The organism is Sinomonas gamaensis (assembly GCF_005876955.1).
Lineage (GTDB): Bacteria > Actinomycetota > Actinomycetes > Actinomycetales > Micrococcaceae > Sinomonas > Sinomonas gamaensis.
In genome coordinates this window covers 1-13,557 of record NZ_SSCL01000017.1, presented here as the reverse complement: position 1 = coordinate 13,557, position 13,557 = coordinate 1, and the positions used below count along the sequence as shown (strand labels likewise).

Annotated in this window: 10 protein-coding genes and 2 riboswitches; of the genes, 1 reads left to right on the top strand and 9 read right to left on the bottom strand. The window is 69.5% G+C overall.

Annotated elements, in window-relative coordinates:
* Positions 1-26: 26 nt before the first annotated feature.
* Positions 27-1,106 carry a lipid II:glycine glycyltransferase FemX gene (locus E5679_RS17850; protein WP_138418398.1) on the bottom strand — a complete coding sequence of 360 codons (1,080 nt, stop codon included), beginning with the start codon at positions 1,104-1,106 and terminating at the stop codon, positions 27-29.
* A 99-nt stretch (positions 1,107-1,205) separates the two neighbouring features.
* Between E5679_RS17850 and E5679_RS17845 the strand changes: the two genes are divergently transcribed.
* Entirely contained in the window at positions 1,206-1,766 is a 561-nt protein-coding gene (locus tag E5679_RS17845) for a type 1 glutamine amidotransferase domain-containing protein (protein WP_138418396.1), read from the top strand.
* 15 nt (positions 1,767-1,781) lie between these two features.
* On the opposite strand, the gene E5679_RS17840 is transcribed toward E5679_RS17845, so the two are convergent.
* The 8 genes from E5679_RS17840 to E5679_RS17805 all read right to left on the bottom strand — a co-directional run.
* Positions 1,782-3,197 (bottom strand): L-serine ammonia-lyase, encoded by a 1,416-nt coding sequence (locus E5679_RS17840; RefSeq protein ID WP_138418394.1) that lies wholly within the window; start codon positions 3,195-3,197, stop codon positions 1,782-1,784.
* 32 nt (positions 3,198-3,229) lie between these two features.
* Positions 3,230-4,561 carry a serine hydroxymethyltransferase gene (glyA, locus tag E5679_RS17835; protein WP_138418393.1) on the bottom strand — a complete coding sequence of 444 codons (1,332 nt, stop codon included), beginning with the start codon at positions 4,559-4,561 and terminating at the stop codon, positions 3,230-3,232.
* Positions 4,558-4,938, bottom strand: a complete 381-nt coding sequence (gcvH, locus tag E5679_RS17830) for a glycine cleavage system protein GcvH (RefSeq protein WP_138418391.1) — start codon at positions 4,936-4,938, stop codon at positions 4,558-4,560. The genes glyA and gcvH overlap by 4 nt, the downstream gene beginning before the upstream one ends.
* 3 nt (positions 4,939-4,941) lie before the next feature.
* Positions 4,942-6,120, bottom strand: coding sequence for a glycine cleavage system aminomethyltransferase GcvT (gcvT, locus tag E5679_RS17825; protein ID WP_138418389.1), 1,179 nt, complete (start codon positions 6,118-6,120; stop codon positions 4,942-4,944).
* Positions 6,121-6,129: 9 nt separating this feature from the next.
* Positions 6,130-9,030 (bottom strand): aminomethyl-transferring glycine dehydrogenase, encoded by a 2,901-nt coding sequence (gene gcvP / locus E5679_RS17820; RefSeq protein WP_138418387.1) that lies wholly within the window; start codon positions 9,028-9,030, stop codon positions 6,130-6,132.
* An 18-nt stretch (positions 9,031-9,048) separates the two neighbouring features.
* Positions 9,049-9,137, bottom strand: a riboswitch (glycine riboswitch).
* Positions 9,138-9,141: 4 nt separating this feature from the next.
* Positions 9,142-9,240: riboswitch (glycine riboswitch) on the bottom strand.
* Positions 9,241-9,334: 94 nt separating this feature from the next.
* The gene (locus tag E5679_RS17815) at positions 9,335-9,952 is read right to left on the bottom strand and encodes a GNAT family N-acetyltransferase (RefSeq protein ID WP_171042437.1); all 618 of its coding nucleotides are present in this window, start codon (positions 9,950-9,952) and stop codon (positions 9,335-9,337) included.
* Entirely contained in the window at positions 9,949-12,360 is a 2,412-nt protein-coding gene (locus E5679_RS17810) for a Tex family protein (RefSeq protein ID WP_138418384.1), read from the bottom strand. The genes E5679_RS17815 and E5679_RS17810 overlap by 4 nt, the downstream gene beginning before the upstream one ends.
* A gap of 58 nt (positions 12,361-12,418) precedes the next feature.
* The coding region (locus E5679_RS17805) for an HNH endonuclease signature motif containing protein (protein ID WP_138418382.1) at positions 12,419-13,557 on the bottom strand (1,139 nt) is incomplete at its 5' end.

Genomic DNA, 13,557 nt, shown 5'->3' with positions numbered 1-13,557 from the left:
AGCCGCTCCTTAGTCGAAGTACCGGCCTAATAGAACTGCTGGCCCGTGCGCCGCGTGTACAGCCGCCGCGCAAGCCGCTCGCCCGCCGTCGTCCATGCCGTGTAGCGCGAGGCGTCCACCACGTAGTCCCAGACCCCGACGAAATCGGTGACCGATTTGGTGAAGGACGTCTTGAACAGGCCGAGGCCGTGGAAGGGGTGCGAGGTGTCCTTGAGCTTGTCGGCCGGCGGGGTCCCGCAGAAGTCGTACTCGGTGCAGCCGAGGGCCTTCATGTCCTCGATCGCGGTCCACTGGACGAGGTGCGAGTCGCCGTACTGGGAGCGGTTCTGGAGGGAGCCGCCGTCCTTGTACGTGGCCTTGCGCCCGTAGTTGATCACGAATGCCCCGACGGACGGCCGCCCGTTCTCGTAGACGAAGTAGAGGCGGCCCTGGCCCCGGGACGTGAACTCCGTCCAGAACTGGCGGTAGTACTCGAAGCTGCGGACCTGGGCGCCGCTGCGCGACTTCGTGGTCAGCGTCCCGGTCATGAGGGAATGCATGGTGCGGTAGTTCTCAAGCGTCGGCTCGGCGACCTCCACCTCGACGCCTTCCCGCTGCGCACGGCGGATCGCGTTGCGGCCCCGCGAATGCAGCGTCCGAAGAAGGGGTCCCGGATCGGGCGTGATGTCCAGGATGGCCGTGGAATCGTTGGGCTGGAGGTTGAACGCCTTGACGAGCCCCGCCCCCGAGAGGACCGAGCGGGCCTCCTCGGAGTCCACGATGTCCGGCTCGATCTTGATCGCGAACACGCGGAGCCCCTCGCGCTCCGCAAGCTCCTTCGCCGCTTCGAGCGCTGGCGGCACGTCCTCGACGGAGGCGACATCCGGGCCCTTGATCAGGTACCACAGGCGGCCGAGCACGGGGAACGACTTCTCGAGGACGAGGTTGTAGCTCGCTGTCTCTCCGCCTTCGAGCACGAGGTAGCGGACGTCCCACCCGAAGTTCCGCTTGACGGCGGCGAAGGCGGCGGACTGGAGCAGGTTTCCGCCGTTGGGGTTTGCGGTGACGTGCTTGTCCCAGTGCTCGATCTCGTCCGGGTTCGCGAAGCGCGCGGTGAAGCTGCTCAACGTGGGGTGCTTCCCTTCGGTCGGGTCTCGGGGGCCTAGGCCAGTGTAGTCGTCGGCGCGTCGGGGGTTTGCCGCGCCGCGAGTGGGTAGCGACGGGATATGGCGAACAACATCAAAGGCAAGAAAGTCGCGTTCCTTCTGACCAGCGGTGTGGAGCAGGTCGAGCTGACCGAGCCGTGGAAGGCGGTTCAGGAAGCCGGCGGCGATCCGGCCCTCGTCTCGCCCCAGGAGGGTCAGATCCAGGCCATGAAGGGCGACTGGGATCACGGCGAGTCGTTCCCTGTGGACGTCACTCTTGATCAGGCAGACCCCAACGACTTCGACGCGCTCGTTCTGCCGGGCGGCACCGTGAATGCCGACAAGATGCGGATCGAGCAGAAGGGCGTCGAGTTCGTGAAGGCCTTCGTGGACGCCGGCAAGCCGATCGCCGCCATCTGCCACGGGCCGTGGATCCTCATCGAGGCCGGCGCCGTTCAGGGCCGCGAAATGACGTCATACCCCTCGCTGCAGACGGATCTGAAGAACGCCGGCGCGAACTGGGTGGACCGCGAGGTGGTCACCGACCGCGGCCTGACGACGTCCCGCAAGCCGGACGACCTCGAGGCGTTCTGCTCGAAGATGCTCGAGGAAATCGCCGAAGGGCAGCATGCGAAGGCCTAGGTTCAGCAGGCTGAATTAGCACTCGACGACGTTGACGGCGAGGCCGCCCATCGCGGTCTCCTTGTACTTGCTGCTCATGTCCTTGCCGGTCTCGCGCATGGTCACGATCACCTCGTCCAGGGAGACGCGGTGGGAGCCGTCGCCCCAGAGCGCCATCTTCGCGGCGTTGATCGCCTTGGCCGCGGCGATGGCGTTCCTTTCGATGCAGGGCACCTGCACGAGCCCGCCGATCGGGTCGCAGGTGAGGCCGAGGTTGTGCTCCATGGCGATCTCGGCGGCGTTCTCGACCTGACCTGGCGTTCCGCCGAGGACCTCGGCGAGGCCTGCGGCGGCCATGGACGACGCCGATCCGACCTCCCCCTGGCAGCCCACCTCCGCGCCGGAGATCGAGGCCTGCTCCTTGTAGAGCACTCCGACGGCGCCGGCGGCGAGGAGGAAGCGGACGACGACGTCGTCCCGGTCCTTCTGCGTGGCGTTCTCCATGCCCGGGGCGTAGTTGAGCGCGTAGTACAGCACTGCGGGGATGATCCCGGCGGCGCCGTTGGTCGGCGCGGTGACGACCCGCCCGCCGGAGGCGTTCTCCTCGTTCACCGCCAGAGCGATGAGGTTCACCCATTCCTGCCAGTACTTGGGGTCCCGGCCCTTGTCCTCCTTCAGGAGGCGCTCGTGCCAGTCGGGCGCGCGACGGCGGACCTTCAGTCCGCCGGGGAGGAGCCCCTCGCGCTTGAGGCTGGATTCGACGCAGGCCTCCATGACCTCCCAGATGTGCAGGAGCCCCGCCCTGATCTCCTCCTCGCTGCGCGAGGCCTTCTCGTTGATGAGCATGATGTCGCTGATCGCCAGGCCCTTGGAGGCGCAGCGCCCCAGGAGCTCGGCCGCGGTGCGGAACGGCAGCGGGAGCTCCTTCTTGGACTCCTCGAGCTCCTGCTGCGCGGTCTGCTCCTCGCCCTCGCGGACGATAAAGCCGCCGCCCACCGAGAAGAACGTCGCCTCGTGAAGGAGGCTGCCGGCTGTGTCTCCTTCGGGCTCCGGCCCGTAGACCTGGAAGCGCATCCCGTTCGTGTGCCGGGGCAGGACGGTGAGCGGGTGCAGGACCATGTCCTCCACCCCGTACTCGAGCTCGAGGGCGCCGGCCAGGTTGAGCCTGCCGGTCTCGGCGATCGAGGCGAGCCGCTCCTCGACCTGCTCGGGGAGGATCTCCTCGGGCTCGAAGCCCTCGAGCCCGAGGAGCACGGCCGTGAACGTCCCGTGGCCGCGGCCGGTCGCCGCGAGCGAACCGTACAGGTCCACCCGCAGCGACGCGGCCGATCCGAGCAGCCCGCGCTCGCGCAGCTCGCGCGCGAACACGGCCCCGGCCCTCATCGGCCCCACGGTGTGGGAGCTCGAGGGACCGATGCCCACGGAGAAGAGTTCGAAGACGCCGACGGCCATGTCGGATTCCTTCCTGCTGAGGAGGCGTTCGCCTAGGCGAGGTTGGCGACGCCCGGGTAGAGCGGGTGGGCGGCAGCCAGGGCCTCGACACGGGCCCTGAGCGGGCTCAGGTCCTCGTCGGGACCGGCGATGAGGGCCTCGGCGATGATGTCCGCGACCTCCCGGAACGCTGCCTCCCCGAAGCCGCGGGTCGCCAGGGCCGGGGTGCCGATCCGCAGCCCAGAAGTGACCATGGGCGGGCGCGGGTCGAACGGGACCGCGTTGCGGTTGACCGTGATCTCGATGGCGGCCAGCCGGTCCTCGGCCTGCTGCCCGTCCAAGTCCGCGTTGCGCAGGTCTACCAGCACCAGGTGCACGTCGGTGCCGCCGGAGACCACGCCGACGCCCTTGGCCTTCACGTCCTCGGCCGTGAGCCTCTCGGCGATGATCTTCGCCCCCGCCAGGACGCGCTCCATCCGCTCGCGGAACTCCTCGGAGGCGGCGATCTTGAACGCGATCGCCTTGCCAGCGATCACGTGCTCGAGCGGGCCGCCCTGCTGGCCCGGGAACACGGCCGAGTTGATCTTCTTGGCGATGTCCGCATCGTTGGTGAGGATGATCCCGCCGCGCGGACCCGCGAGGGTCTTGTGCGTGGTCGAGGTGGTGACGTGGGCGTGCGGGACCGGGCTGGGGTGCAGGCCCGCGGCGACGAGGCCAGCGAAGTGCGCCATGTCCACCATCAGGTAGGCCCCGACCTCGTCGGCGATCCGGCGGAACTCGGCGAAGTCCAGCTGCCGGGCATACGCGGACCAGCCGGCCACGATCAGCTGCGGCCGGTGCTCCTTGGCGAGGCGCTCGACCTCGGCCATGTCGATCCGGTGGTCGTCCTCGCGCACCTGGTACGGGATCACGTTGTACAGCCGGCCGGAGAAGTTGATCCGCATCCCGTGCGTGAGGTGCCCGCCGTGGGCCAGGTTCAGGCCCATGATCGTGTCGCCCGGCTTGAGCAGGGCATGCATGACCGAGGCGTTCGCCTGCGCGCCCGAGTGCGGCTGGACGTTGGCGAACCCGGCCCCGAAGAGCGCCTTGACACGGTCGATCGCGAGCTGCTCGATCACGTCCACGTTCTCGCAGCCGCCGTAGTACCGCTTGCCCGGGTAACCCTCGGCGTACTTGTTCGTCAGCACCGAGCCCTGCGCCTGCATCACCGCGAACGCCGTGTGGTTCTCCGATGCGATCATCTCCAGGCCCCCGCGCTGGCGGGCGAGCTCAGCGTCGATGCTCGCCGCGATCTCCGGGTCGAGCTGGGAGATGTCAGCGTCGAGGGACGCGGAGCGGACCTGCTGGAACTGCTGAGCTGCCTGCTGGGATGGCGCGGCGTTCACAGCTCGCCCCCGTTCTTCGACGCGTACTCCTCCGCGGAGAGCAGCGGGCCCTCAGAAGTCACCTCGACTGTGAACAGCCACCCGGCCCCGTACGGGTCCTCATTGACCAGCGCAGGGTTGTCGATCGCCTCCTGATTGACCTCCACGATTGTCCCGGACACGGGCGAATACAGGTCCGAGACGCTCTTCGTCGACTCGATCTCCCCACACGTCGACCCCGCGGTCACCTCGCTGCCCACCTCGGGCAGGTCCAGGTAGACCACGTCTCCCAGCGCGTCAGCGGCGACGGCGGAGACACCGACCTTGGCGGGGGCGGACTCTGTGTCGAGCCACTCGTGCTCCTCCGAATACCGGAGGCCATTCTGAATCTTGCTCATGGGTTACCTTTCACGCTTGTAGAACGGGAGTGCTACAACCTCGAACGGCTCCGCTTTGCCGCGGAGGTCCACATCCAGCTGGGTGCCCGGCTCGGCGAGTTCGACGTCGACATAGGCGAGCGCGACCGGGTAGCCGAGCGTGGGGCTCGGCTGACCCGAAGTCACCTCGCCGACCTGTTGGCCGTCCTTGAGCACGGCGTAGTGCGAGCGGGCGGCACGTCGCCCGAGGCCGCGAAGGCCCACGAGGCGCCTGCCGCTCGTGGTGCCAGCGCCGTCGTCCTTCTTCGCCTGCAAGGCCGCGCGACCAACGAAGTCGCCTTCCTTGGACTTGAGGGCAACGACGGCGCCGAGGCCCGCCTCGAACGGCGTCACGTCACGGGAGAGCTCATTGCCGTAGAGCGGCATGCCCGCCTCGAGACGCAGCGAGTCGCGCGCGGCGAGACCGCACGGGACGAGCCCGCGGCTTTCGCCGGCTTCGCGGACGGCGGTCCAGAGCTCAGCCGCCCGGCCGTTGGCGACGAAGAGCTCGAAGCCGTCTTCGCCCGTGTAGCCCGTGCGTGCTAGAAGCACGGGAACGCTCCCTGCTTCGAGCTGGGCCTCGAGTTCAACAGCCGCGTAGTACTTGAGTCCGGTAACGGCCTCGGCGTGCTCGGCCGGGAACAGCTGAAGGACGATGTCCTGGGCGTTCGGCCCCTGCACGGCGATGAGGGAGGTCTCGACGCTCGCATCGCGCAGCGCCACGCCTTCCCGCCCGAAGGCGGCAAGGCGGGAGTCGAGTTCGGCAGCGACGATGGCGGCGTTGCCCGCGTTGGGGACCACGAGGAAGTCGTCCTCGGCCACGCGGTAGACGATGAGGTCGTCGATGATGCCGCCGTCCTCGGCGCAGATGAGCGAGTACTTGGCCTTGCCCACCGCGACGGCGGAGAGCTTGCCGACAAGAGCGTAGTCGAGGAACGCGCCCGCGTTCGGTCCGGTGGCCCAGACCTCGCCCATGTGGGAGAGGTCGAACAGGCCGGCCGTCTCGCGGACGGCGCGGTGCTCGGCGAGCTCGGAACCGTACTTGAGCGGCATCTGCCATCCGCCGAAGTCGGTGAAGCTCGCGCCGAGGGCGGCGTGCTGGTGGTAGAGCGCCGTGCGCTTCTCGGTCGCTGTATGGGGGGCGGCCTGAGGTTCTGCAGTCATCGGTGGTCCTTAGCTTTCGAAGGCATCGAGCGGAGGGCATGCGCAGACGAGGTTGCGGTCGCCCGCTGCTCCGTCGATGCGTCCCACGGGGGCGAAGTACTTGTCCTGGCTCGGCGTCTTCCCGGGGAAGGCGGCCTGCTCGCGGGAGTACGGGCGGTCCCACTCGGTGGCGACGACGGCGGCCGCGGTGTGCGGGGCGCGGCGCAGCGGGGAGTCCGCGAGGCCGAAGTCGCCGTGGGCGACCTGGTCGATCTCGGCGCGGATGGCGATCATCGCCTCGATGAACCGCTCGATCTCCCCGAGGTCCTCGGACTCGGTCGGCTCAACCATCAGCGTGCCGGCGACCGGGAACGCCAGGGTTGGGGCGTGGAAGCCGAAGTCGATGAGCCGCTTGGCCACGTCCTCGGCGGTGACCCCGGTCTTCGCGGTGAGCTCGCGCAGGTCGAGGATGCACTCGTGCGCGACGAGCCCGCCCTCGCCCGTGTACAGGACGGGGAAGTAGGGCCCGAGGCGCTTGGCGACGTAGTTCGCCGCGAGCAGTGCCGACTTGGTGGCCTCCGTGAGGCCGTCGGCGCCCATGAGCTTCACGTACGCCCACGAGATCGGCAGGACGCCCGCCGAGCCGTAGCGGGAGGCAGACACCGGAAGGTCTTCCCCGGCGTCCCAGACGGCCGCGTCTCCGGGCATGAACGGGGCAAGGTGTGCCCTCGCCGCGACCGGGCCAACACCCGGTCCGCCGCCGCCGTGCGGGATGCAGAAGGTCTTGTGGAGGTTCAGGTGCGAGACGTCCCCGCCGAACTTGCCCGGCTGGGCCAGGCCGACGAGGGCGTTCATGTTCGCCCCGTCGATGTAGACTTGCCCGCCCGCGGCGTGGACCGCGTCGCAGACCTCGCGAACGTCCGCGTCGTAGACCCCGTGAGTGGAGGGGTAGGTGATCATGATCGCGGCGATCCGGTCCGCGTTGGCCTCGATCTTCGCGGCGAGGTCAGCGTGGTCGATCGTGCCATCGGAGGCGGTCGCGACGACGACGACCTTCATCCCCGCCAGCACCGCCGAGGCGGCGTTGGTGCCGTGTGCGGAGGCCGGGATGAGGCACACGTCGCGCTGGGCCTCACCGCGGGAGTGGTGGTAGCCGCGGATTGCGAGCAGGCCCGCGAGCTCGCCCTGGGATCCGGCGTTGGGCTGGATCGAGACCTGATCGTACCCGGTGATGGACGCCAGATCCTGCTCGAGGTCGGCGATGAGCTCTCGCCAGCCCTCGGTCTGGTTGTCCGGTGCGAAGGGGTGGATGCCGGCGAACTCGGGCCAGGTGATGGCCTCCATCTCCACGGCGGCGTTGAGCTTCATGGTGCACGAGCCCAGCGGGATCATCGTCCGGTCCAACGCCAGATCGCGGTCGGAGAGGCGGCGCAGGTAGCGCATCATCTGCGTCTCGGAGCGGTACGAGTGGAAGACCGGGTGCTGCAGGTACAGGCTCGACCGGTGCATCGCGCCCTCCAGCGCGAATGGCGAACCGCCAGCGGTGTCCGCTCCGTCGCCCGCAGGCCCCGCGCCGAACACGCCCGCGACGGTGGCGACGGTGTCCGCCGTCGTCGTCTCATCGCACGAGATGCCCACGGTGTCGGCGTCCACGAGGCGGAGGTTGATGCCCTTGGCCTCCGCTGCCGCGACCAGCGCGGCGGCGCGGCGCGGGACGCGGGCCGTGACGGTGTCGAAGAAGCTGCGGTGCGCGACCTCGACCCCTGCCGACTCCAGCGCTGCAGCGAGCGTGCGGGCGTGGGTGTGGACCCGCTCGGCGATCGCCTTCAGGCCCTCGGGGCCGTGGTAGACCGCGTACATCGAGGCCACGATCGCCAGCAGCGCCTGCGCGGTGCAGATGTTCGAGGTCGCCTTCTCGCGGCGGATGTGCTGCTCGCGGGTCTGCAGGGCCAGACGGTAGGCGGGGCGGCCGGCGTCGTCCTTCGACACGCCCACGAGGCGGCCCGGGAGCTGGCGCTCAAGGCCCTTGTGGACCGCCATGAAGGCCGCGTGCGGGCCCCCGTAGAACAGCGGGACGCCGAACCGCTGGGCCGAGCCGACGGCGATGTCCGCGCCCTGCTCGCCCGGGGACTTGATGAGCGTCAGGGCCAGCAGGTCCGCCGCGACGGTGACCATCGCGCCGCGCTCCTTGGCCTCCCTGATGAGGTCCGTGGCATCCGCGACGACGCCGGAGGCGCCCGGCTGCTGGATCACGAGCCCGTTGATCGGCCCCTCGGGCAGGCCCTTGGACAGGTCTGCGACCTCGACCTCGAACCCGAGCGCGCGGGCGCGCGCCGTGACGATCGCAATCGACTGCGGGAACAGGTCCGCGTCCAGCACCGTCTTGCCATTGGAGGCGTTCTTGTCCTTGTTCGCCCGGCGCATCAGCAGCACCGCCTCCATGACGGCGGTAGCCTCGTCCAGCAGCGAGGCGTTCGCGATCGCCAGGCCCGTGAGGTCCTCGACAGCGGTCTGGAAGTTCAGCAGAGCCTCGAGCCGGCCCTGCGAGATCTCCGGCTGGTACGGGGTGTAGGCCGTGTACCAGGCCGGGTTCTCCACGATGTTCCGGCGGATCACGGCCGGGGTGATGGTGTCGTAGTAGCCCTGCCCGATCATCTGCACGTGCGGGCGGTTCTTCCCGGCCAGACCGCGCAGCGCGGTCAGGACCTCGGACTCGCTCAGGGCGGGGGCGAGCTTGAGCGGGGACGACTGCTTGATGCTGTCCGGGACGGCGGTCGAAGCCAGCGCCTCCGCGCTGTCATACCCGACCGCGTTCAGCATGTGCTTGATGTCCTCATCGCGCCGGGCACCGATATGCCGGTCGACGAAGGCTGCGGGAACTGCGTGGTCCGTCACGGGGGAACTCCAATACTCTGGCCGCTTCCGCGGCATGGATTGCGTTCCTCCCCGCTCTGTATGGGACCTGAGAGATTCCACCGACCTTGCAGGCCGGCTTGCACCGTCGGTGAGCCCAGCGGGAACTGGGCTGCTTTCCAGAGGCGCCTTGCCGCGGCGGTACAGGTGCCTGAGAGATTCCTGGGGAGGTGTTGCTCCTACGGCGCCTGCTTGCTCATGCTCGCAGGACTCTCCCGCCGCAGATCAGAGGCTTGTTCAGTTATGGGCGTGCGACCGCGCCGCACAGACCAATTCTGCTATGCGGCGCGGCCCGGTAGCAAACCCTTCAGCACTCATGACCTCAGCGCACGGCTGTCCATTCCTCCCGCAGAACCCCATACACGACCGCGTCGTACAGCTCGCCGCGGACCTGCCGTGCCTTGCGATACCTCGCTTCTTCCGTGAATCCCAGCTTCTGCCCCACCCGGCACATTCCGACGTTCCCGCTCCACGTCGCGAAGTCCAGACGGTTGCTGTCCGTTGCTGAGAACAAGTACGTGGTCCAGAGCCCGAACGCCTCCGTGCCGTATCCACCGGACCAGTGCGAAGGATCGAATACCACAAGCCCGAGCCGGCGCCAGGGCAGAAGGCGAGTTCCTTCGGCGTCGGGCTCGGTCGGCTTCTCCTCCCAATACCAGGAGACCTGCCCCACGAATTCGCCCGAGTCAGCATCCGCGATGGCGAGGTTCTCGCGCACCGCCGGCCACGCGCCGTCGTACGCCTTGCGAAGGAGGCCGTCACACCAGCGGTTCGCCCCCTCGGCCGTCCACCGCGAATAGAAAGGACCGTCGAAGAGCTGCCACTCGTGCACCCCTCCGTCTGCAGGCGGCACGATCCAGCGGCGGTACGCCTCGATATCCTCCGGGGTCCAGTCGCGAAGGACCGCGCGGCGCCCGGTGATGAGCACGGGAGCCGTCACTTGGTGAGCCCCGCCCTCCTCAGCGCCTCCGCAAGAGCCGTGTCCGGCGCTCCCTTGCCCTGAGTGCCCTTGCCTTGGCTTCCCTTGGCTTGGGCTCCCTTGCCTTGGGCGCCTGCGCGCGCCGGTCGGTCGCCGCGGGCCGGACGCTCGGCACGCACCGGCCGTTCGGCCGTCGCGTCGTCGTCGAGCCTGAGCGTCAGCGAAATGCGCTTGCGCGGCACATCGACGTCGAGGACCTTGACCTTGACCACTTGGCCGGACTTGACGACCTCGCGTGGATCGGAGACAAACTTCGAACTCATCGCGGACACATGGACCAGCCCGTCCTGGTGCACACCAATGTCCACAAACGCGCCAAACGCGGCCACATTCGATACCGTGCCCTCGAGGATCATGCCCGGCTTGAGGTCGCCGATCTTCTCCACTCCCTCCTTGAGGGCAGCCGTGACGAACTCGGGCCGCGGATCTCGCCCAGGCCGGACGAGTTCGGCCATGACGTCCTTGACCGTGGGGACGCCGAAGCGCTCGTCGGCGAACTGGGCAGGGTCCAGGCCAGTTACCGCCGAGGTGCCACCCGCTGCCTTGAGGATCCGGTGCGCCAGGCCGTAGGCCTCGGGATGAACGGCAGAAGCGTCGAGGGGCTCAGCACCGCCCGTGATGCGGAGGAAGCCTGCGCACTGCTCGAAGGCCTTCGCACCCAGACGTGGGACCTTCTTGAGCTCCGAGCGGGTCGCGAACGGCCCATTCGCATCGCGATATTCGACGATGCTGCGGCTGAGGAGAGGGCCAACGCCGGCGACCCGGGAAAGGAGCGAAGGCGAGGCGGTGTTGACGTCCACGCCCACCGCGTTCACGCAGTCCTCGACCACCGCCTCGAGCGAGCGATCAAGCTTCGCAGGGGTGAGGTCGTGTTGGTACTGGCCGACTCCGATCGACTTCGGCTCGATCTTGACGAGCTCGGCGAGAGGGTCCTGGAGCCGCCGCGCGATCGAGACGGCGCCGCGGAGCGAAACGTCGAGGTCGGGGAGCTCCGACGACGCCAGCGCCGACGCCGAGTACACCGACGCCCCAGCCTCGGACACGATGACCTTCGCGGGCTTCAGGGCAGTGCCCTCTCCAGCGCGCTCGGCGAGACGCGAGAGCAGCTCCCCTGCGAGACGGTCCGTTTCGCGGCTCGCGGTGCCGTTGCCGACCGCCACGAGCTCGATCCTGTGTTTGACGGAGAGGGCCTCAAGCGTGGCGAGCGACTCCTTCCACTTGTTCGCGGGGGCGTGCGGATAGATCGTCGCCGTGTCCACCACCTTGCCCGTGCGGTCGACGACGGCGACCTTCACCCCCGTGCGCAGCCCCGGGTCGAGCCCGAGCACAGCCCGGTTGCCGGCCGGCGCCGCGAGGAGGACGTCTCGGAGGTTCGCGGCGAACACCCGCACGGCTTCCTCCTCCGCGGCCTCGAACAGACGGGCGCGGAGGTCAGCTTCCAGACGCGGCTGCAGCCGCCCCCGCCACGCGATCCTCGCGGTCTGCGACAGCCAGCGGGCCGAGGGGCTGTCCCCTCCCCGGATTCCGAGGGCATGGGCGACGGCGGCCTCGTACCCCGCGCGGGCCTCCTCCAGTCCCGCTTCATCGCGGGGATCTGCCTCAGTGAGAGTGACGGTCAGCGCGCCCTCCCGCTCGCCCCGCAGGAGTGCGAGGACGCGGTGGCCGGGGAGGCTCTCAATCGGTTGGACGTAGTCGGCGTAGTCGGAGTATTTTCCGGCGAGCTCCGCGGTAGCACCTTCTGCTGCCTGCGCACTTGCCCTGCCCCGCTTCCACAGTCGCTCTCGGAGTTCGTGCACGAGGTCGGTGTCCTGGCCCACGCGTTCAATCAGAATGGCGCGCGCCCCCGCGAGAGCATCCGCGGCCGTCGCCACGCCCTTTTCATCGCTCACGAACTCGGCTGCAACATCTTCCGGTGCCCGCGAAGGATCCTTGATAATCGCGTCAGCCAACGGCTCGAGGCCTGCTTCCCGCGCGATCTGGGCCTTGGTCCGGCGCTTCGACTTGTAGGGCAGGTAGAGGTCTTCGAGTTCGGCCTTCGTCGCCGCCCGTTCGACGGCGTCGCGCAGCTGGTCCGTCAGCGCACCTTGTTCGTGAATCGCCGCGAGCACAGCAGCACGGCGCTCCTCGAGCTCGCGGAGGTACCGCAGCCGCTCCTCGAGGTCACGCAACTGCGCGTCATCGAGGGTTCCGGTGACCTCCTTGCGATAGCGGGCGATGAACGGCACGGTTGAGCCGCCGTCGAGCAGCCCGACAGCCGCCGCCACCTGCCACGGTTTCACGCCGAGTTCTTCGGCGATGAGCGCGTTGATCTTCTGGGCCACGGAGTCTGGGTGAGGGCGTGCGGGAGCGGGAACTGCGGGCTGAGTCACGAAGAATACTCTGCCCTATGCGCCCGACATTCTGCATGCGCGCAGAGAAGTCGCCCTGTCAGAAGGGTGGGGGTTGGTCGTGTTGTGGGGGTTGGGGTTGTGGGGGTTCGGGTTCTGGGGGGTTTGGGGTGTGGGGTTCGGTGGTGTGGGTGTGGCCGAGGGGTGAGGTCCAGGTGAGGGTGTGGTGGTTGGTGTTCTGGTCGGTGGTGTGCTGGTAGGTCCAGGCGCGCAGGGATTTGAGGGCGTGGTGGCGCGGGCAGAGTAGGGCGAGGTTGTGGGGGTCGGTGGTGCCGCCGTGCTGCCATTCGGTGGTGTGGTCGGGTTCGCAGCGGTGGGGTGGGGTGGTGCAGCCGGGGAAGGTGCAGCCGCGGTCGCGGTGGGCGAGGTAGCGGCGCAGGGCTGCGGGGGGCCGGTAGGCGGTGCGCCCGACGCCCAGGGCGGCCCCGGTGGCGGGGTCGGCGAAGATCCGCTCCCAGTTCGGGGCCAGGGCGGCCAGGCGGCGGGCGGTGGCGGGGTCGATGGGCCCGTAGCCCTCCAGCTCGGCCGCCTCCGGCGCCCCCTCGGCGTCCGGCACGCCCGCAGCGTCCGGCGCCCCCTCGGCGTCCGGCGGGCCCGCTGTCTCGGGCTGCTCTGCGCCGAGGGCGAGGGTGAGGGGGATGGTGAGGGCGATGCGGGCCTGGAAGGCGGGGGCGCCGTCGGGGCGGGCCAGGAGGCGGTGGGCGAGGGCGTCGGCGCGCAGCTGGTCCAGGGTGCCGGGGGCGCCGGCGGTGCGGGCGGTGCGGGCGTCGTGGTCCAGGCCGTGGTGGATGGCGTGGGCGGCTTCGGCGGGCAGGCGGGCGGTGAGGGTGCACATCCCGTCGGGCTCGGGTGCGAGCCAGACCCCGCGCCCGGCGGCCGCTGCGGCCTTGCGGGCGGTGAGGGTCTGGGGGTGGAGGTGCTCGCGGAGGCGGCGCAGGCACGAGCGCAGCTCGGCGGGGGTGCGGCGGCGCCCGGTGCGGGTCACGGCCCGGGCCAGGGCCTTGCGGGCGAAGGCTGCCCCGTGCGGGGCCGGGAGGGTGCGGGTCTGGTCCAGGATGGCCTTGGCGTGCTGGTAGGAGATGTCCCCGGCCTGGAGGGCGCCCAGCAGCTCCGGGGCCGCGGCCAGGTCGGCGGCCTCGTGCAGGAGCCGGGCGGCGGTGGCCTCGGAGACGGCCCCGG

Excerpts from the sequence above, each read along its gene's own strand:
- gcvH (WP_138418391.1), bottom strand. The coding sequence starts at position 4,938 with ATGAGCAAGATTCAGAATGGCCTCCGGTATTCGGAGGAGCACGAGTGG.
- gcvT (WP_138418389.1), bottom strand. The coding sequence starts at position 6,120 with ATGACTGCAGAACCTCAGGCCGCCCCCCATACAGCGACCGAGAAGCGC.
- E5679_RS17840 (WP_138418394.1), bottom strand. The coding sequence starts at position 3,197 with ATGGCCGTCGGCGTCTTCGAACTCTTCTCCGTGGGCATCGGTCCCTCG.
- gcvP (WP_138418387.1), bottom strand. The coding sequence starts at position 9,030 with ATGCCGCGGAAGCGGCCAGAGTATTGGAGTTCCCCCGTGACGGACCAC.
- E5679_RS17845 (WP_138418396.1), top strand. The coding sequence starts at position 1,206 with ATGGCGAACAACATCAAAGGCAAGAAAGTCGCGTTCCTTCTGACCAGC.